Annotated in this window: 16 protein-coding genes; 8 read left to right on the top strand and 8 right to left on the bottom strand. The window is 63.5% G+C overall.

The window, feature by feature from the left end:
* Positions 1 to 17: 17 nt before the first annotated feature.
* From X744_RS147520 to X744_RS147510, 3 genes are read left to right on the top strand one after another with little or no spacing between them, the layout of a single operon-like run.
* Positions 18 to 857, top strand: coding sequence for a carbohydrate ABC transporter permease (locus X744_RS147520; RefSeq protein WP_023761319.1), 840 nt, complete (start codon positions 18 to 20; stop codon positions 855 to 857).
* Positions 854 to 1,933, top strand: a complete 1,080-nt coding sequence (locus X744_RS147515) for a Gfo/Idh/MocA family oxidoreductase (RefSeq protein ID WP_023761320.1) — start codon at positions 854 to 856, stop codon at positions 1,931 to 1,933. Before X744_RS147520 ends, X744_RS147515 begins: the two co-directional genes overlap by 4 nt.
* A 58-nt stretch (positions 1,934 to 1,991) precedes the next feature.
* The gene (locus tag X744_RS147510) at positions 1,992 to 2,990 is read left to right on the top strand and encodes an ABC transporter ATP-binding protein (RefSeq protein WP_023761321.1); all 999 of its coding nucleotides are present in this window, start codon (positions 1,992 to 1,994) and stop codon (positions 2,988 to 2,990) included.
* Positions 2,991 to 3,138: 148 nt separating this feature from the next.
* On the opposite strand, the gene X744_RS147505 is transcribed toward X744_RS147510, so the two are convergent.
* From X744_RS147505 to X744_RS147485, 5 genes are all read right to left on the bottom strand, one after another.
* Positions 3,139 to 3,984 (bottom strand): fumarylacetoacetate hydrolase family protein, encoded by an 846-nt coding sequence (locus X744_RS147505; protein ID WP_023761322.1) that lies wholly within the window; start codon positions 3,982 to 3,984, stop codon positions 3,139 to 3,141.
* A 148-nt stretch (positions 3,985 to 4,132) separates the two neighbouring features.
* A complete protein-coding gene (locus X744_RS147500) occupies positions 4,133 to 4,864 on the bottom strand; it encodes an SDR family oxidoreductase (protein ID WP_023761323.1) in 732 nt (243 codons plus the stop codon).
* 189 nt (positions 4,865 to 5,053) lie between these two features.
* A complete protein-coding gene (locus X744_RS147495; RefSeq protein ID WP_023761324.1) occupies positions 5,054 to 7,426 on the bottom strand; it encodes an aldehyde dehydrogenase family protein in 2,373 nt (790 codons plus the stop codon).
* Between the two features lie 65 nt (positions 7,427 to 7,491).
* Positions 7,492 to 8,538, bottom strand: a complete 1,047-nt coding sequence (gene deoC, locus X744_RS147490) for a deoxyribose-phosphate aldolase (protein ID WP_031260758.1) — start codon at positions 8,536 to 8,538, stop codon at positions 7,492 to 7,494.
* 213 nt (positions 8,539 to 8,751) lie between these two features.
* Positions 8,752 to 9,579, bottom strand: coding sequence for a ferredoxin--NADP reductase (locus X744_RS147485; protein ID WP_023761326.1), 828 nt, complete (start codon positions 9,577 to 9,579; stop codon positions 8,752 to 8,754).
* A gap of 220 nt (positions 9,580 to 9,799) precedes the next feature.
* Here X744_RS147485 and X744_RS147480 point away from each other — a divergent pair, with 220 nt between their 5' ends.
* Both X744_RS147480 and X744_RS147475 read left to right on the top strand, forming a co-directional pair.
* Positions 9,800 to 11,884, top strand: a complete 2,085-nt coding sequence (locus X744_RS147480) for a hydantoinase/oxoprolinase family protein (protein ID WP_023761327.1) — start codon at positions 9,800 to 9,802, stop codon at positions 11,882 to 11,884.
* 1 nt (position 11,885) lies between these two features.
* Positions 11,886 to 13,628, top strand: coding sequence for a hydantoinase B/oxoprolinase family protein (locus tag X744_RS147475; RefSeq protein ID WP_023761328.1), 1,743 nt, complete (start codon positions 11,886 to 11,888; stop codon positions 13,626 to 13,628).
* A gap of 195 nt (positions 13,629 to 13,823) precedes the next feature.
* On the opposite strand, the gene X744_RS147470 is transcribed toward X744_RS147475, so the two are convergent.
* From X744_RS147470 to X744_RS147460, 3 genes are all read right to left on the bottom strand, one after another.
* Positions 13,824 to 14,480, bottom strand: coding sequence for a methionine ABC transporter permease (locus X744_RS147470; protein ID WP_023761329.1), 657 nt, complete (start codon positions 14,478 to 14,480; stop codon positions 13,824 to 13,826).
* The gene (locus X744_RS147465; RefSeq protein ID WP_023761330.1) at positions 14,461 to 15,549 is read right to left on the bottom strand and encodes a methionine ABC transporter ATP-binding protein; all 1,089 of its coding nucleotides are present in this window, start codon (positions 15,547 to 15,549) and stop codon (positions 14,461 to 14,463) included. Before X744_RS147465 ends, X744_RS147470 begins: the two co-directional genes overlap by 20 nt.
* An 86-nt stretch (positions 15,550 to 15,635) precedes the next feature.
* Entirely contained in the window at positions 15,636 to 16,490 is an 855-nt protein-coding gene (locus X744_RS147460) for a MetQ/NlpA family lipoprotein (protein WP_023761331.1), read from the bottom strand.
* 464 nt (positions 16,491 to 16,954) lie between these two features.
* Between X744_RS147460 and X744_RS147455 the strand changes: the two genes are divergently transcribed.
* Genes X744_RS147455 through X744_RS147445 form a run of 3 tightly spaced genes read left to right on the top strand, consistent with a single transcriptional unit; the run spans position 16,955 to position 18,905 of the window.
* On the top strand, positions 16,955 to 17,443 hold the full coding sequence (locus X744_RS147455; RefSeq protein WP_023761332.1) for a hypothetical protein: 489 nt from the start codon (positions 16,955 to 16,957) through the stop codon (positions 17,441 to 17,443).
* Positions 17,444 to 17,476: 33 nt separating this feature from the next.
* Positions 17,477 to 17,680 (top strand): hypothetical protein, encoded by a 204-nt coding sequence (locus X744_RS147450; protein WP_031260759.1) that lies wholly within the window; start codon positions 17,477 to 17,479, stop codon positions 17,678 to 17,680.
* A gap of 16 nt (positions 17,681 to 17,696) precedes the next feature.
* A complete protein-coding gene (locus X744_RS147445; protein WP_023761334.1) occupies positions 17,697 to 18,905 on the top strand; it encodes an ABC transporter substrate-binding protein in 1,209 nt (402 codons plus the stop codon).
* The last annotated feature ends 1 nt before the right edge of the window (position 18,906 follow it).

Consider the following 18,906-nt stretch of genomic DNA (forward strand, 5'->3'; position numbering starts at 1 on the left):
CGTCAGGAGACGCTCAGATGAGCACCGCCACTCGTTCCATGCCCCGCACCATCGGAGCCCACGCGATCCTGCTGACCTACACGGTGATCGCGCTGTTTCCGGTGATCCTCGTCATCATGAATTCGTTTAAATCTCGCGCTGGCATCTTCGGCGCGCCGCTGACGCCGCCGACGCCCGGGACATTCGACCTGATCGGCTACACGACCGTGATCGGCCAGGGCGACTTCATCCACTATTTCCAGAACAGCCTCGTCGTCACCGTCGCCTCGTTGTTTTTCGTGCTGCTGTTCGGCGCCATGGCGGCGTTTGCGCTGTCGGAATACCGCTTTCGCGGCAATTCGCTGATGGGGCTCTATCTGGCTCTCGGCATCATGATCCCGATCCGCCTCGGCACCGTCGCCATCCTGCAATTGATGGTGGCAAGCGGGCTGGTCAACACGCTGACGGCGCTGATCCTGGTCTACACCGCTCAAGGCCTGCCGCTCGCCATCTTCATCCTGTCGGAATTTATGAAGCAGGTCTCCGACGATTTGAAGAATGCCGGCCGCATCGACGGACTGTCCGAATACACCATCTTCTTCCGGCTGGTGCTGCCGCTGGTCAGGCCATCGATGGCAACCGTCGCCGTCTTCACCATGATCCCGATCTGGAACGATCTGTGGTTCCCGCTGATCCTGGCGCCGTCGGAAGAAACCAAGACGGTGACGCTCGGCGCTCAGCTGTTCCTCGGCCAGTTCGTCACCAACTGGAACGCCATCCTGGCCGCGCTGTCGCTGGCAATCATGCCGGTGCTGATCCTCTACGTCATCTTCTCGCGGCAGCTGATCCGCGGCATCACGTCTGGAGCCGTCAAGTGAGTTCGCAAACGCCTCTTCGCGTCCCAAATCCTCTACGGGTAATCGTCGCCGGCCTCGGCAATATGGGCCGCAGCCACGCGCTGGCCTATCACACCAATCCGGGCTTTCAGATCGCAGCACTCATCAACCGCTCCGATGTGCCGCTGCCGGACGGGCTGTCCGGCTACGGCATCAGGCGTTCCTTCGATGATGCCCTGCGTGACGAAAAGCCCGATGTCGCCTGCATCGCCACCTATTCCGACAGCCATGCCGACTATGCGGTGAGGGCGTTGGAGGCCGGCTGCCATGTCTTCGTCGAAAAGCCGCTGGCGACGACCGTGGCCGATGCCGAGCGCGTCGTCGCGGCGGCCAAGGCCAATGGCAAGAAATTGGTGATCGGCTATATCCTACGTCACCATCCCTCCTGGATCAGGCTAATCGCCGAGGCGCGGAAGCTCGGCGGCCCCTACGTCTTCCGCATGAACCTCAACCAGCAATCCTCGGGGTCCACCTGGGAGACGCACAAGCAGTTGATGCAGACGACCTCGCCGATCGTCGACTGCGGCGTCCACTATCTCGACGTCATGCTGCAGATCACCGACGCGAAGCCTGTCGAGGTGCGCGGCATGGGCGTGCGGCTGACCGAGGAGGTCGCGCCCTCCATGTACAATTACGGCCATTTGCAGGTGCTGTTCGATGATGGCTCGGTCGGCTGGTACGAGGCCGGTTGGGGTCCGATGATTTCGGAAACGGCCTTCTTCGTAAAGGACGTCATCTCTCCTAATGGCTGCGTGTCGATCGTCATGAAGGAAGGTGTGAAGTCGGACGACATCGACACCCACACCAAGACATCGACCATCCGCCTGCACAGCGCCGCGACCGGACCGGACGGCAAATTCGCTAGGCCGGACGAAATGTTGTCGATGGCAGGCGAACCCGGCCATCAGGACCTCTGCGACCTTGAACAGGCCTTCGTGCTCAAGGCGATCCGCGAGGACCTGGATCTGACCAAACATATGGACGACGCGGTCAAGTCGCTCGCCGTCTGCCTTGCCGCCGACGAGAGCGTGCGCAGCGGAAAGGCGGTGCGATTGTGACCGCAGAATTGCCGTCAGGGGTTGCATTCGCGCCCACATTCCAATCCGGAGGATCGCCGTGGGCTCGCTGAACATCGAGAACGTGAAGAAGGCCTTCGGGCCGGTCGAGGTGCTGAAGGGCATCAACCTCGAAGTGAACGATGGCGAGTTCGTCGTCTTCGTCGGTCCGTCCGGCTGCGGCAAGTCGACCTTGCTCAGGGTCATCGCCGGACTGGAGGATTCGACCTCCGGCCGCGTGGTCATCGACGGCGCGGATGTCTCCGTCACGCCGCCGGCCAAGCGCGGCATTGCCATGGTGTTCCAGACCTATGCGCTCTACCCGCATCTGACGGTGAAGAACAATATGGGCCTCGGCCTCAAGCAGGCCGGGACGCCGGCGGCCGAGATCGATCGGCGTATCGGCATCGCCTCGTCGATGCTGTCGCTGGAGCCCTATCTCGAGAGGCGGCCGGCGGAACTCTCCGGTGGTCAGCGCCAGCGCGTCGCCATCGGTCGCGCCGTGGTGCGCGAGCCGAAGCTGTTCCTGTTCGACGAGCCTCTGTCTAACCTCGATGCCGCGCTGCGCGTCAACACGCGGCTGGAGATCGCGCAGCTGCACCGCCGGTTGAAGGCGACGATGATCTACGTCACCCACGATCAGGTCGAGGCGATGACGCTGGCCGACAAGATCGTCGTGCTCAACGCGGGTCGCATCGAGCAGATCGGCGGCCCGATGGAGCTCTACAATTCGCCGGCGAATGAGTTCGTCGCGGGCTTCATAGGTTCGCCGAAGATGAACTTCGTCGACGGCGCGAGGCTCGGAGAAACCGCCAAGACCATTGGCGTGCGGCCGGAACACCTGACCGTCGATCCCAGTTCAGGCGCATGGAAGGGAACGGTCGTCCATGCCGAGCATCTCGGCGCCGACACCAATCTCTATCTCGACTGCGAGAAGGCCGGGCTGATCACGGTGCGCATTTTCGGCGTCTATGATGCAGAGCCAGGTGCGACGCTGTATGCGACGCCGGATCCTGCGAAGACCTATCGGTTTGGCGCGGATGGGAAGGTGCTGAAGTAGGCGGGCGCAGCCCCCTCACCCAGCCTCCGCTTCGCTCGGCTGACCTCTCCCCGAGGGGAGAGGAGATTGTCAGCGCCGACGCTCACCTCTTCTCCCCAGCGGGGAGAAGGTGGCCGCGAAGCGGCCGGATGAGGGGGCAGCGCAACCTCTACACGTCCGCCTTGAACGTCTGCTTCTGCTGGCCGAGCCCTTCAATACCAAGCTCCACCACATCACCAGCCTTCAAAAACACCGGCGGCTTCATGCCGAGGCCAACGCCGGGCGGCGTGCCGGTCGAGATGATGTCGCCGGGGTGCAGCGACATGAACTGGCTGAGATAGGACACCAGGTACTTGACGCCGTAGACCATGGTCCTGGTCGAGCCGTTCTGCATCGTCTTGCCGTTGACCGTCAGCCACATCTTCAGGTTCTGCGGGTCGGCGATCTCGTCCTTGGTCACCAGCCATGGGCCGGTGGGGCCGAAGGTGTCGCAGGACTTTCCCTTGGTCCACTGGCCCTGCCGCTCGGCCTGGAAGGCGCGTTCCGACACATCGTGAGCAACGCTATAGCCGGCAACGTAGTCAAGGGCGTCGGCTTCGCTGACATATTTGGCTTTTCTGCCGATGACCACGGCCAGTTCGACTTCCCAATCGGTCTTGTCTGAGCCGCGCGGGATCAGCACGTCGTCATCCGGCCCGACAATGGCCGAGCTTGCCTTCATGAAGATGATCGGTTCCGGCGGCACGGTGGCGCCGGTTTCGGCGGCATGGTCGGAATAGTTGAGGCCGATGCAAATGAATTTGCCGGTGCCGGCGACGCAGGCGCCGAGGCGCGGGCTGCCGGAAACCGCCGGCAGCGATTTCGGATCGATCTTCGCCAGATCAGCCAGCAATGCCGGGTCCAGCGCCTTGCCACTGATGTCGGCGACATGAGCGGAGAGATCGCGGATGATGCCATCCGTATCGAGCAGACCTGGGCGCTCGCTTCCCACCTCGCCATAGCGCAGCAGTTTCATCTAGATACTTCTCCTGATTGCGGCCATCGGCCGATTACAATTCGCTCCGTCGCCGCGACGACGTGGTTCCAGGGCCGACGGAACCTAGCCAGTGGATGGTGGCCCGGCAAGCGCGGAAGCAACCTGCTTTTCCGCTAGGGAGAGCACCCTAGATCGACCAGCCGCCGTCGATATTGTAGGCCTGTCCGGACGTATAGGTGGCGCCCGCCAGATAGACGGCGAGATCGGCGATTTCCTCCGGCGTGCCGAGCCGGCCCATCGGCTGGCGGGCGATAAAGGCGGCGCGGGCGGCATCGTAATCGCCTTGCGCGTGCATGCGGTCCTGCAGCGAGGGGCTCTCGACCGTGCCGGGGCAAATGGCGTTGCAGCGTATGCCCTTGCCGACATAGTCAGCGGCGATCGCCTTGGTCAGGCCGATGACGGCGGCCTTGGTGACACCATAGGCGAAGCGGTTGGGCACGCCTTTGCCGGCGCCGGCGACCGAGGACATGTTGATGATCGATCCGTCGCCGCGCTCCAGCATGCCGGGCAGCACGGCCCGCACGGTGCGGATCATGGCGCGGACATTGAGGTTGAAGGCGAAATCGAGATCGGTATCCTTCATCTCCAGGATCGAGCCGGAATGGACGAAGCCGGCGCAATTGAAGAGGACGTCGACGATGCCGATCTCGGCAAAGGCCGCGTTGACGGCCTCGTCATTGAGCACGTCCAGCTTGCGGGTCTTGATGCCGGTGGTCTTGGCGAGCTCAGCCAGCAGCGCTTCGTTGATGTCTGTGGCGTGGACCACGGCGCCTGCCTTGGCGAACGCCAGCGCGCTCGCCTTGCCGATGCCTTGCGCCGCTGCCGTGATGACAACGACCTTGCCTGCCAGATCCGCCATGCTGTTCTCCTCGTCCGCTTGGCATCGTTAGGGTCTATCGGCAGCCGGCCGGGGCGTCATGTGCCAGTCAGCCATCATCATGCGGCCTGCGCGTCATCAACTCACAGATAAAGATGTTTTTTCTCGTTAAAGAACATGCATCCGGGCGTCAAGTCCGAATACGATCACCATCGCGGACAGCCACATGGCTCAATCCCCGTAAGGCACCCAGACATTCTTGACCTCGACGGCGCGGCGCAGGAAAGCATCGCCGGCGGCCTCGTCGGACGCCCAGTCGAGGCCGCGGCCATTGCCGCTCCAGACCCGCTTGAGGTTGCCGATGGAGTCGGCCTCCGCCTTGGCGCAGGTCTCGGCATCGGCGAACACCCACAGCCCGTCGACGTCGTCGTGCTTGGCCAGCACGCCGGCAAGTTCCGCCGTGCGGCCGGTGACGATGTTGATGGCGCCGGCCGGAACGTCGGAATATTCGATGACCTGATAGAGGTCCGTGGCCAGCAGCGGGTATTTTTCCGAAGGCACCGCGACCACCGTGTTGCCCATGGCCAGCGCCGGTGCGACCAGCGAGATCAGGCCGAGCAGCGGCGAGGTGTCAGGCGCGACGATGCCGACGACGCCGACCGGCTCGTGCAGGGCCAATGTCACGGCACGCGCCGGCGGCTGGTGCACGCGGCCCTCGAACTTGTCGGCAAGGCCGGCATAGAGGAACAGCCGCTCGATCGACTGGTCGACCTCCTCGCGCGCGGCCTTGGCGGTGACGCCCGTGAGCTGCACGAGGCGCGCCGAGAACTCGTCGGCACGGCCGGAAAGATTTTCAGCCAGATAATAAAGCACCTGGGACCTGTTATAGGCGGTCGCATCCGGCCAGCCCTTGCAGGCGCGGGCCGCAGAGACGGCATCGCGGATATCCTTGCGGCTGCCTAGCCCGACCTCGCCTGCAAGCTTGCCCTTGGCGGTGGCGACCGCCAGCGAGTAATTGCCGTCCGGCCGAATTTGCTTGCCGCCGATGAACAGCTTTGCCGTGCGGTCGATGGCCGAACCGTCCGCCTGCTCGACGGGCGGCGCCGAGATCGTCGCCGGCTTGATGACCGGGCCAAGCGGCAGTTTCGCCGTGAGATATTCGAACATGCCTTCCCGCCCACCCTCGCGGCCGAAACCGCTTTCGCGGTAGCCGCCAAAACCACAGGCGGCGTCGAACATGTTGGTGCCGTTGACCCAGACGACGCCGGCCTTCAGTTGCGGCGCGACATGCAAAGCGAGATTGACGTTCTCGCTCCATACCGAGGCGGCGAGCCCATAGCGCGTGTTGTTGGCGAGCTCGATTGCTTCCTCGGTGTTGCGGAAGGTCATGGTCGCCAGCACCGGGCCGAACACTTCCTCTTGAGCAAGAATATTAGCCGGCGAAACACCGGTGGCGAGTGTCGGCAGGTGATAATGGCCGGAGGACGGCAGCGCCGCATCCGGCTGCCAGCAGACCGCGCCTTGTCTGGCTCCTTCGGCGACCAGACCCTTGACCCGGTCGAGCTGGGTCAAATCGACCAGCGGGCCGATATCGGTGTTCTTGTCCAGCGGGCTGCCCACACGCAGTCGGCTCATTCGCGTCTTGACCTTGGCGATCAGGGCGTCGGCGATGCCTTCCTGGACCAACAGGCGCGAGCCGGCGCAGCAGACCTGGCCCTGGTTGAACCAGATGCCGTCGACCAGGCCTTCGACGGCGCTGTCGAGATCGGCGTCCTCGAAGACGATGAAGGCCGACTTGCCGCCGAGTTCCAGCGACAGTTTCTTGCCCGAGCCGGCGGTTGCCTTGCGGATGATCTTGCCGACCTCGGATGAGCCGGTGAAGGCGATCTTCTGGACGCCGGGATGGTTGACGATGGCGGCGCCCGCTTCCGGGCCGCCCTGAACGATGTTGACGACGCCTTTCGGCACGCCGGCGCGCTCGCAGATCTCGGCGAACAGGATCGATGTCAGCGGCGTGAACTCGGCCGGCTTCAGTACCACCGTACAACCCGCGGCGAGCGCCGGCGCGATCTTCCAGGCCAGCATCAGCAGCGGAAAGTTCCACGGGATGATCTGGCCGACGACGCCGACACCCTTGTGACCGGGGAAATCCCTGTCCAGCGCCTGTGCCCAGCCGGCATGGTGGATGAAATGACGGATCGCCAGCGGCACGTCGATATCGCGGCTTTCGCGGATCGGCTTGCCATTGTCGATTGTCTCAAGCACCGCGAACAGGCGCTGATGGCGCTGCATGGCACGGCCGATGGCATAAAGCACTTTCGCCCTGACATAGCCTGAACTGGCGCTCCACTTGGGCAGCGCCTTGGCGGCCGCCGCAACCGCCGCGTCGATATCGGTGGCCCTGGCGTCGGAGACTTTGGCCAGCAGCTTGCCGGAGGATGGCTCGCTGGTCTCGAAGCTCTTGCCGCCGGATGCGGCCTTCCAGGTACCATCGATGAACAGCGCCTTGGAAAAGTCGCGGGCGGCAAGCCAGGCATCGGCCTCGTTGCGGGCTTCCGGCGCCGGGCCGTAATCCATGGCGTGATAGCGGTCGAGAATGTTCATCAGGTGCCTCCTTCACCCTCCCTGCAGGGAGGGGTCGATCGGCAAGGCCGATCGGGGTGGGGTGCTCAAGCCATTGCGTGGCGATGATTGGCCGAATAGTGACCGGTCAAGTGATGTTCGAGCTGACGCTCGATGTCGGTCAAGAGGCTGGACGCACCGAAGCGGAACAGGTCCGGTTCCAGCCACGGCCGGCCGAGTTCTTCCTTCATCAGCACCAGCCAGTCGAGCGAAGCCTTGGCGGTGGAAATGCCGCCAGCCGGCTTGAAGCCGATGAGATAGCCGGTTTCCTCGAAATAGGCCCTGATGGCGCGCACCATGGCGAGGCCGACGGGCAACGTCGCGTTGACGCTTTCCTTGCCGGTCGAGGTCTTGATGAAATCGGCGCCCGCCATCATCGCCACCATCGAAGCCAGCATGACATTGCGCAGCGTGGCGAGGTCGCCGGTGCCGAGGATGACTTTTAGATGCGCGTCACCGCAGGCGGCGCGCATCGAGACGATCTCATTGTAAAGCTCCCGCCACTTGGCACCGAACACCAGGCCGCGCGGAATGACGACATCGATCTCGTCGGCGCCGTCGCGGACCGAAGCCTCGATCTCCTGCAGGCGGGTGGTGAGCGGTGCAAGGCCATGCGGAAAGGCGGTTGAAACGGCGGCGACATGGATGCCGGTGCCGCGCACGGCCTCGACGGCGGTGGCGACGAAGGGATGGTAGACGCAGACGGCGGCCGGGTGGATCTTTTCATCGGCTATGCCGAGACCCTCGGCGATGTCGCGGCGGAACGGGTTGATCGCCTTGGCGCAGAGGCGGCGCACGCGCTCCTCGGTGTCGTTGGAGTTCAGCGTCGTCAGATCCATGCAGGCGACGGCGCGCAGCAGCCAGGCCGCCTGGTTGTCGGCCTTGATCGAGCGCCGCTTGGTCAGGCTGGCGACGCGCCGTTCCAGCGCCGAACGGTTGACGCTGCGCACCGATTCCATGAAGCCGAGGTCGAGCTTCATGCCGGGATTGCGCGCGATGCGATGGTCCGGCGGAACGGCTGTGTTGGCGGCGGCACGCGCGGGCAACGGTGTCACCTTGGTGCCGAGATCGGCTTCGCGGATTGTGCTGCTCATCTCCTGCCCTTTCATTCAGCGGCGTGCGCTTATGCCTTGGCGCGTATCGCTTTCCCAAGACCGCTCGACCCTTTTGGACGATACGCACGAAGATAGCTCGCGAAGTTATACTTCACGAGTCCTGTGGGCCGTCATAGCTGAAAAAGGCTACCGGAGCAGCTGATTTTTGACCGCATGGTCAAAATGTAAAATTAAGATGTCGCCGGCCCAGGCCTAGCCGACGAAGGCGCGCTCGACGACGAAGGTCGCCGGATGGCTCAGCGAGCCTTCGACGAAGCCGAGGCTTTCGGCCAGTTCCTTGACATCCTTCAGCATGTGCATCGAGCCGCAGATCATGATGCGGTCGGTTTCCGGATTGAGCTTGTCGATGCCGAGATCGCTGTAGAACTTGCCGGAACCGATCAGCGCCGTGATGCGGCCCATGCGCGGCGATTCTTCGCGGGTCGTGGAATTGTAGAGCGTGACGCGGCCGGCGGTCAGCTCGCCGATCAACGGGTCGCTCTCCAGTGCAGCGACCAACTCCTGGCCATAGGTCAGTTCGGCATTGTCGCGGCAAGTGTGGGTCAGGATCAACTGATCGAACTTCTCGTAGGTATCGGGATCGCGCAGCAGGCTGGCGAAGGGCGCGATGCCGGTGCCGGTCGAGATCATGAACAGCCGCTTGGCCGGGGTCAGCGCGTCGACCACCAGCGTACCGGTCGACTTCTGGCGCATGATGACCGTGTCGCCGACCTGGATCTTCTGCAGTTCCGAGGTCAACGGGCCGTCCGGCACCTTGATCGAGAAGAATTCCAGCTCTTCGTCCCAGGCCGGGCTTGCCACCGAATAGGCGCGGTACACCGGCTTCTCGGCATTGGGCAGGCCGATCATGACGAACTCGCCGGAGCGGAAGCGCAGCGACTGCGGGCGGGTGATCCGGAACGAGAACAGCCGGTCGGTGTAGTGCTTCACCGAGACGACGGTTTCGGCGTAGACATTGGCCGGAATCGGGAATTGCAGCGGGCGGGCGCCGACGGTGTTGAGAGCGGTTGTGGTGTTCATCAAATCCAACCTTCTGGCCCAACTGTGGATGCGGGCGCCAAACTTTCACCTGCGCGCCCGAACCATTCAGGTCCCGGCGTGCTGTTCGCACACTCCAAAGCGGCAAGCTCTTGTGTCCCGAATTTATTAGTATACAAACGATATTTGCGTCAAGATGCTCCCTTAAAACAGCTTTCCAAACTGACGCATATCCGTAGTCCGCGCATTTCGGGTTTCGATGATGGAAGAGAATTTTTCGGCGCAAGCGCATGATTCCCTGGGAAATGTCGTTGCCGGTATCGATGTCGGCGGCACCTTCACCGATCTGCTCCTGATCGACGGACGCGACGGTGGCAGGGTGTATCTAGCCAAGACCCCGACCACGGTCGACAACCAGGCGTTCGGCGTCGTTTCGGCGCTCGGCGCCACCGGATTTGCCATCGACGGCATCGATCTCATCGTGCACGGCACGACCACCACAACCAATGCGGTGCTCGAACGCCGGCTGGCGAAAACCGGCATGATCACGACGCGCGGCTTTCGCGACGTGATCGAGCTTGGCCGACGCACGCGGCCGCAGGCCTATGGCATGACCGGCAGCTTCGTGCCGATCATTCCGCGCAATCTGCGGCTCGAGGTCTCGGAGCGCGTCGAGGCGTCGGGCGCGATACGCACGCCGCTCGACGAGGCCGAGATGCGTGACGCCGTGAAGACGCTGATCGCGGCCGGCTGCGAATCCCTCGTCATCCATTTTCTGCATTCCTACGCCAACCCGATGCATGAGCGCCGCGCCGCCGAAATCGCCGCCGAACTCTGGCCGAACGGCTACATCACCGCAGGCCATGCGCTGCTGTCGGAAGCGCGGGAATTCGAGCGGGGCGTCACCGCCTCGGTCAACGCCTCCGTACAGCCGATCCTCGAGCGCTACGTCGAGCGGCTGCGCAAGGAATTGGGCGCAAAAGGCTATGCCCGCGACTTCCTGATCATGAACGGCAATGGCGGCATGATCTCGGCCCGTTTCGTCACACGTGAATCAGCCAAGACGGTGATGTCCGGTCCGGCATCGGGTGTCATCGCCGCTGCCTATACGGGCAAGCGCGCCGGCTTCGAAAACCTCGTCACCTATGACATGGGCGGCACCTCCACCGACGTGGCGCTGATCCGCAATGCCGAGCCGGCTGTGTCGAACGAGATCGAGATCGAATACGCGATGCCGATCCACGTGCCGATGGTGGCGGTGCACACGGTCGGCGCCGGCGGCGGCTCGATCGCGCGCGTCGATGCGGCCGGCCTGATCCAGATCGGCCCGGAAAGTGCCGGCGCCAATCCGGGCCCGATCTGCTATGGACGCGGCGGCTTGGAGCCGACCATCACCGACGCCAATCTGGTGCTCGGCCGGTTGGCGCCGAAGAAATTGCTGGCGGTCGAAAACCCGGTCACATCAGAGCGCGTCACCGGCATATTCGAGGACAAGATAGGCAAGGCGACCGGCCTGTCCGGGGTCGAGGCGGCTGGTGCGGTGCTGCGGCTGGGCAACATGAAGATGGCCGGCGCCATCCGCATGGTCTCCGTGTCGCGCGGCCACGATCCGCGCGATTTCGCGCTGTTCGCTTTTGGCGGGGCGGGTCCGCTGCATGCGACAGCCCTTGCGCGTGAACTCGGCCTGCCCAAGGTACTGGTGCCCGCGCGTCCCGGCATAACCAACGCGCTCGGCTGCGTCGTCGCCGACCTGCGCCACGACTTCGTCAACACGATCAATCAGCCAGTCGCGGTGCTCGACGAAGTCCAGCTTCACAACCTATTGGAACGGCACCGAAACGAAGGCGAAGAGCTGATCGGCAAGGAAGCGGTGAAGCCGGAGACGATCCGCGTCACCCATTCGGCCGACATGCAGTTCGTCGGCCAGACCCACATCATCAACGTGGCGCTGCCGTCGTCATCGGTGACGCGGGCAACGCTGCAGCAGCTTTTCGAAAAGGCCTATTTCGCCCGCTTCAAAGTCGAACTGCCGGAAATCCGCGCCAATCTCGTCAATCTCAACACCTCGGTGACCGGCGTCAGGCCGGCGATCGATCTGTCGCGGTTGATCGATCCGGCGGGGCGCACCAAGACACTCGACGAGGCGCGACGCGAAATCCGGCCGGTCTGGTATGCCGGCCGCTGGCACGACACGCCGGTATACGCACGCGAAAAACTGCCGTTAGATGCGATCATCGAAGGACCGGCAATCCTCGAACAGATGGATGCCACCACTGTGCTCGAACCCGGCGACTGCGCACGCTGCGACGCCGACGGCAACATCATCATCGATATTGGCGAGGCCTGAGATGGAAAAACTCGACGCCATCACGCTTTCGGTCCTTCAGGCGGCGCTGCAGCAGGTCTGCGACGAGATGGACCTGACCTTTTCGCGCGCTGCGTTCTCGCCTGTGATCGCCGAGGCCAACGACCGCTCCGACGGCATCTATTCGGCCGTCGACGGTTCGCTGATCGCGCAAGGCAGCCAGGGCCTGCCGGTGTTCGTGGGTGTCATGCAGTATTCGACCAGGACGGTGATCGAGATGATCGCCGATGGCCGCTGCTTGGCCCCGGACCCAGGCGACATCTACATCGTCAACGATCCGTATCTCGGCGGCACCCATCTGATGGATGTGCGCTTTGCCATGCCGGTCTATCGCAATGGCAAGATATTCTGCTGGCTGTCCAACACCGGCCACTGGCCCGACATTGGCGGCTCCGTGCCGGGCGGGTTTTCCGCATCGGCAACGGCAGTCGAGCAGGAAGGGCTGCGGCTGCCGCCGGTCAAGCTGTTCAAGAAGGGCGTGTTCGACGCGGAGATCTACGCCATTATCTGCAACAACATCCGGGTCGCCGACCAGCGCATCGGCGACATCAGGGCCCAGGCCGCAGCGCTGCTGATCGGCCAGGACCGGCTCAACGGAATCCTGGATCGTTACGGCGACGAAACTGTTGTCGAGGCGATCGCCGAATTGCGTCGCCGCGCCGCCGAGCAGATGCGTGCCAACATAGTGGCCATCCCCGACGGCACCTACAGTTCCGAGGCGTTCGTCGACTCCGACGGGGTGGTCAACGAGCCGCTGACCATCGCGCTCGCCATCGAGAAGCAGGGCGATACGCTGACCTTCGATTTCTCCGGCTCGTCGAAACCGTGCGCCGGGCCGATGAACAGCGTGCTGGCGACGACCCTGTCGTCGGTCTATCTCGCCATGCGCCACATTTTCCCCGATGTGCCGATCAGCGCCGGCGCGTTTGAACCGCTGATCGTCAAGCGCCCGGAAGGCACTTTCCTCGACGCGAAATACCCGCGACCCGTATCGGGTTGCGCCGCCGAAGTGTCGCAGCGCATCGCCGAGGCGGTGTTCGCGGCCATGGTGCAGGCAGTGCCGGACAAGGTGACGGCGGCCCCGGCCGGCTCCAGCGGCAATTTCGCGCTCGGCGGCAACGACCCGGCGCGCGGCCGCGACTACGTCATGTACCAGATCTCCGGCGGCGGCTATGGCGGCAATTCAAGTCATGACGGCTTGACCAATGGCTGCTCGACCATCGGCATCTCCAAGTCGCCGCCGGTCGAGATCATGGAACAGGCATTCCCGGTGCTCTACCGCCACTATGCCTTGCGCGAAGGCTCGGGCGGCGCCGGCAAGCATCGCGGCGGCTTTGGCCTAGCTTATGAGGTTGAGATCCTGCGCGGCGACGCGCGCGCCTCCTTCGTCATGGATCACGGCCGTTTCGGCCCGCAAGGCGCACTCGGCGGTGAGGACGGCGCGGTCAACACCGTTACCGTTTTCCGCAATGGCGAGGAACATGTACCACTGCATCTGTCCAAGGAGCAGGACATCGCGCTGAAAGCGGGAGATCGGGTCAGGGTCGGCACGCCGGGTGGTGGCGGCTATGGCGATCCGCGCGAGCGGGATGCCGATCTGGTGCTGCGCGATGTGGCGCTGGGATATTATACGCCTGCGGAAGCCAGCGAAAAATTCGGCGTCGTCCTGTCGGTGGGCGAGCTCGCGGTCGACCGGAAGGCGACGGACAAGCAGCGCGCCCGCTAACAGCGAAACGACCGAAAAGACGGATGTTCGAGATCGCCGTTGAGCGCAAGAAGTCTGCGGGCTTCAAGGCGCGCGGCGGAGACGGAAACGAGATGGACATCAAAGGGCCGGATGCCGCGACGCCGCTTCGCGGCTGCTCCGCCCGTGGACGACGAAGTTGGGGAAGCCTCGGCCAATCCCAACTACCGGCTCCGCTTACCCCCGCCGATCCAGCCGCGCCACAAGCCTGTCCCCCACCCACTGGATGCCGCAGACCAGGATGATCAGTACGATGACCACGGCGATCATGACTGACGTCTCAAAACGTTGGTAACCGTAGCGGATGGCGAGGTCGCCGAGGCCGCCGGCGCCGATGGCGCCGGCCATGGCCGAGGCGCCGATCAGGGTCACCAGCGTCACGGTGAAGCCGGCGACGATGCCGGGCAGGGCTTCGGGCACTAGCACCTCGCGGATGATCGTCCAGCGATTGCCGCCCATGGCGCGGGCCGCTTCGATCAAACCATGATCGACCTCGCGCAGCGACACTTCTGCGATGCGCGCGTAATAGGGCGTGGCGGCGATCGACAGCGGCACGATCGCCGCCCATGTGCCGATCGAGGTGCCCACGATCAGTCGTGTCACCGGGATCAGCGCCACCAGAAGGATGATGAAGGGCACCGAGCGGAAGCCGTTGATGACGGCACCCAGCGCGCGATTCACCCACAGGCTTTCGGCAATGCCGCCGCGTTCGGTGGCAATCAAGGCCAGGCCGAGCGGCAGGCCGAAGACCAGCGAGATGAGGCCGGAGGCGGCCGTCATCAGCACCGTCTCCCAGATCGAACGCAGCAGAAGCTCAAACAGGATTGGCGACATGGCCAAGCACCTCCACCCGCGTCTGGCGGGCCTTCAGGAATGTGATGATGTCGGCGAGACGATTTGCATCGCTGCCGGGAACCGAAAGGAACAGCGTCCCGACCGGCTGCTGCTGGATGTGGTCGATGCCGCCATGGACGAGGCGGAAGGCACCTGGAACAGCCGTGGCAAGGTCGGACAGCAGCGGGCCGCTTGCCGCTTCGCCGGCCACATCGACGCGCAGGATCGTCTCCGCGCCGGCCGCCGGCAGCAGCCGGGCCGCCAGTTCGGCCGGAAGCTGCGGCCGGATGGCGCCGAGCAGGCTCCGCGTAATCTCGGAGCGCGGATCGGCAAACACCGACCAGACCGGCCCTTCCTCGACGATGCGCCCGGCGTCGATCACCGCCACCCGGTCGGCGATCGAGCGGATCACCTCCATTTCGTGGGTGATCAAAAGGATGGTCAGGCCAAGCCGCCGGTTGATGTCTTTCAGCAGGGCAAGGATCGACCGCGTCGTCTCCGGATCGAGCGCCGATGTGGCCTCGTCCGATAGCAACAGCGCCGGGCGCGCCGCAAGCGCCCTGGCGATGCCGACGCGCTGCTTCTGGCCACCCGACAGCAAGGCCGGATAGGCTTTGGCTTTCTCCGACAGGCCGACGAGATCGAGCAGCTCGGCCGCGCGCGCCAGCCGCTCGGCCTTCGGGCGGCCTTCGATCTTGAGCGGCAGCGCTACATTGTCCTCGACGGTCTTGGCCGACAGCAGGTTGAAATGCTGGAAGATCATGCCGATGCGCCGGCGCAGCGGCTGCAGGTCGCGCTCGCCGAGCCGGCCGATCTCGCGGCCCTCGATGAACACGCCGCCCGAATCGGGCCGCTCCAGGCCGTTCAGGCAGCGGATCAGCGTCGACTTGCCGGCGCCGCTGCGACCGATAATGCCGAGGATCTCGCCCTTGCGCACCGTCAGCGAGATACCGTCGAGCGCTGCCGTGACACCGAAGCGGCGTTTAAGCTCGACAAGGCGCACGACATCTTGCTGTGTTGCGCCGGCCTGCTCCGCGGTCTCGACGGTCGAGGTAAAGTGCTGGTTCATGGGCGGATCCTGAAAATACGAGTGCGGACCGCGCGTGGCGCGGACCGCCTTGCTGTCAAAGCAGACGCTTGAGCGCCTGTATGTCCTCAATAGGCGCTGAGGCCGGTGCCCTTGTAGACCTTGTCGAACTCGGCTTTCACCGCCTCGTTCTGGTACGAAGCCACCAGCGTTTTCACCCAGGCCTCATTCTCGTTGCCGGACTTCACCGCGATGAAGTTGCGGTACGGATTGTCGGCAATGGGCTCCTGCGCGATGCGGTTTTCCGGCGTCAGGCCGCTTTTTAGCGCCCAATCGGTGTTGACCACGGCAGCGTCGAGATCCTCAACCGAGCGTCCAACGATGCCTGCGTCCAACTCCTTGATTTGGACCTTCTTGGGATTTTCCGCGATGTCGGCAGTGGTGGCCAAGATGCCGGTGGCGTCTTTCAGCTTGACCACGCCTTCATTCTGCAAGACGCGCAGCGCCCGGCCTTCATTGGAGGGGTCGTTCGGAACGCCGATGACCGCGCCCTCGGGCAGCTCGGCGACCTTGGTGTACTTCTTCGAGTAGAGACCGATCGGCCATACGCCGGTGTAGCCGACGCGGACGATGTGATACCCTTGAGTCTTGATCTGGTTGTCGAGATAGGGCTGGTGCTGGAAGGCGTTGGCGTCGATCTCGCCACGCTCCAGCGCCTCGTTGGGTTGGGTGTAGTCGTTGAACACCACGGTCTCGATGGCGAGGCCCTTTTCGGCAGCCTGGGCGACGACGACCCGCCACACATCCTCGTCTTCGCCGCTGATGATGCCGACCTTGATCGCCTTCTTGTCTTCGGCGAACGACGCGCCGGGCGCCAACAGGCTGCCAATCGCGACGGCCGAGGCAAACAGCAGAGCAAGGCCACTGCGCCGGCTTAGGGGTGACCAGAGGGAAGAGGGCGAAGTGTTTTTGAAGTCGGTCATGATTGATCTCTGCGGTTGTGAAGTCATCGCGGCCAGGCGGACTGCCTAAGCCTTGGTCGCATCGTCATAAATTCTATCGATTATATCAAAGAACGCATTTCGCCGTTCCCACCACAGCCAGGAATATTCTCTCAAAAATTTCAACGAAGAGAGAACAGGACGGCTTCGGCCGACCGCAGCGGTGCACACAGCATCGACGACCCGCCGCCTTTTACGATTCTTTCGCACGAGTGGGAGACGCCCGGCCGCTGGTGGCGGAAGCAGTTGCGGGGGCGGTGACCGGATGATCATGGATGCGACCCTTGCGGCTCACGTCCGGTTTCCGACCACCACCCCGGCGCACGTCCCAGTGGCCGGCCATGATCCAGCCATGGCAACTTTTTCGTGAAGCTGCACGGGTTGATCCGATAGCCTGTTTGCCTAGGTAAAGAAGCGGCGGGGGCCATGCAAATCCGACAGTCGGTATGACATTTTCCTCGATTCGAAAGCTCGCCATTCCTGTTCTCTTCGCCGGTATCCTGTCTTCCTGCGTCGTTCCCGACGATACGTCACGCATGGCCAAGGCTGACCCCACAGCGTCGGCGGCCCGCAAGGAGATGGTCGGTCTCAGCGAAGCCGACGTTCGAATGTGCGCCGGGTTTCCGACCGCCACCGCGGACGCTGGCCGCTCGGGCCAGATTTGGACCTACAAGCGCATCGTTCAGCGCGGCAATCTAAGCATTGTCGTTCCAACCCTGGCGGTCGGCGCGATCCCGGCGGTCGGCGGTTCCGTCAATGTCGCTCCCGGCGGTTATTGCGACACGCAAATTCGCATGGTCGACGGCCGCGTCGCCGAAGTCGCCTACGCCGGCGACAACAATCTGCCGAACAGGCGCGACGCGCTATGCGTCAGCACGGTGGATGCCTGTGTTGCCTATGCCCGCCAACACAGTCAAAGGCCGGCGGCCAGATAGCCGGCAGCAACCAAACCGCGACGGCAGGCCGGGGTGCTCGATCTGTTGATGGAGTTGCAGCGCGCGCCCGGTGTCGCCATCCTGTATCTCGGTCTGTGTCCGCATTGTCCGCGTAATGGCGCCAAAGTGCGCCGCTTTGGCCATGAAATGCGCAGTGGCCTCTTGCCGATCATGCTCATCTTCCTAATGTTCGTCTTGCCGATGGGGATCGTGGAGGGCCGGTCGGCTTCATCGTGATGGGAGGAAGTAGACCATGAAGGCATGCTATTTCGTTTCTGCCGCCCTTCTCGCCGCTATTGCAAGCTCCGCTTCGGGTGCCGAGATTTCCGATGGCAAGGTCAAGATCGGTATCCTCAACGACCAGTCGGGCGTCTATGCCGATTTTGGCGGCAAATGGTCGGTCGAGGCCGCCAAGATGGCGGTCGAGGATTTCGGCGGCAAGGTGCAGGGAGCGCCGGTCGAAATCATCAGCGCCGACCACCAGAACAAGCCTGACATAGCCTCCAACATTGCGCGGCAGTGGTATGACACCGAACAGGTCGATGCCATCATGGAACTGACCACCTCTTCGGTCGCGCTCGCCGTCCAGGGCATTTCCAAGGAGAAGAAGAAGATCGACATCGTTACCGGTGCGGCGACCACGGAGCTGACCGGCAAGCAGTGCTCACCCTACGGTTTCCACTGGGCCTATGACACCCACTCGCAGGCGGTGGGAACCGGCGGCTCTCTGGTGCAGCAGGGCGGCGACAGCTGGTTCTTCGTTACCGTCGACTATGCATTCGGCTATTCGCTGAAGGAGCAGACCGCGAAGTTCGTCGAAAGCCACGGCGGCAAGGTGCTGGGCGAAGTGCGTTATCCCCTAGGGGCGACCGACTATTCGTCCTTCCTGCTGCAGGCGCAATCGTCGGGTGCCAAGGTCATCGGGCTGGCCAATGCCGGCCTTGATACTTCCAACTCCATCAAACAGGCCGCAGAATTCGGCATCGTCCAGGGCGGCCAACGTCTTGCCGCACTTCTCTTCACTCTGGCCGAGGTGCATGGGCTGGGCCTTCAGGCGGCGCAAGGCGTCGTGCTGACCGAGGGCTTCTACTGGGATCGCGATGACAAGAGCCGCGAATTCGCGCAGCGCTTTTCCAAGCGCACGAACCGCATGCCGAACATGATCCAGGCAGCGACATATTCGGCGGTAACGCAATACCTCAAGGCGATCGACAAGGCCGGCACCGACGAGACCGAAGCCGTCGCCAAGCAACTGCATTCGCTGCCGGTGAACGACGTCTTTACGGCCAACGGCAAGGTGCAGGCGGACGGCAACATGATCCACGACATGTATCTTTATCAGGTCAAATCGCCAGCCGAGAGCACCAAGGAGTGGGACTACTACAAATACCTCGCCACCATTCCCGGCAACGAGGCCTTCCTCAGCGAGAAGGAAAGCGGCTGTTCGACGGCCAGCCAGTGAT

Origin of the sequence: Mesorhizobium sp. LNHC252B00, assembly GCF_000502955.1 — a bacterium.
In the GTDB taxonomy this organism is placed as follows: Bacteria; Pseudomonadota; Alphaproteobacteria; order Rhizobiales; family Rhizobiaceae; genus Mesorhizobium.

Excerpts from the sequence above, each read along its gene's own strand:
- X744_RS147495 (WP_023761324.1), bottom strand. The coding sequence starts at position 7,426 with ATGAACATTCTCGACCGCTATCACGCCATGGATTACGGCCCGGCGCCG.
- X744_RS147445 (WP_023761334.1), top strand. The coding sequence starts at position 17,697 with ATGAAGGCATGCTATTTCGTTTCTGCCGCCCTTCTCGCCGCTATTGCA.
- X744_RS147500 (WP_023761323.1), bottom strand. The coding sequence starts at position 4,864 with ATGGCGGATCTGGCAGGCAAGGTCGTTGTCATCACGGCAGCGGCGCAA.
- deoC (WP_031260758.1), bottom strand. The coding sequence starts at position 8,538 with ATGAGCAGCACAATCCGCGAAGCCGATCTCGGCACCAAGGTGACACCG.
- X744_RS147480 (WP_023761327.1), top strand. The coding sequence starts at position 9,800 with ATGGAAGAGAATTTTTCGGCGCAAGCGCATGATTCCCTGGGAAATGTC.
- X744_RS147520 (WP_023761319.1), top strand. The coding sequence starts at position 18 with ATGAGCACCGCCACTCGTTCCATGCCCCGCACCATCGGAGCCCACGCG.
- X744_RS147455 (WP_023761332.1), top strand. The coding sequence starts at position 16,955 with ATGACATTTTCCTCGATTCGAAAGCTCGCCATTCCTGTTCTCTTCGCC.
- X744_RS147485 (WP_023761326.1), bottom strand. The coding sequence starts at position 9,579 with ATGAACACCACAACCGCTCTCAACACCGTCGGCGCCCGCCCGCTGCAA.
- X744_RS147505 (WP_023761322.1), bottom strand. The coding sequence starts at position 3,984 with ATGAAACTGCTGCGCTATGGCGAGGTGGGAAGCGAGCGCCCAGGTCTG.
- X744_RS147465 (WP_023761330.1), bottom strand. The coding sequence starts at position 15,549 with ATGAACCAGCACTTTACCTCGACCGTCGAGACCGCGGAGCAGGCCGGC.
- X744_RS147460 (WP_023761331.1), bottom strand. The coding sequence starts at position 16,490 with ATGACCGACTTCAAAAACACTTCGCCCTCTTCCCTCTGGTCACCCCTA.
- X744_RS147475 (WP_023761328.1), top strand. The coding sequence starts at position 11,886 with ATGGAAAAACTCGACGCCATCACGCTTTCGGTCCTTCAGGCGGCGCTG.
- X744_RS147470 (WP_023761329.1), bottom strand. The coding sequence starts at position 14,480 with ATGTCGCCAATCCTGTTTGAGCTTCTGCTGCGTTCGATCTGGGAGACG.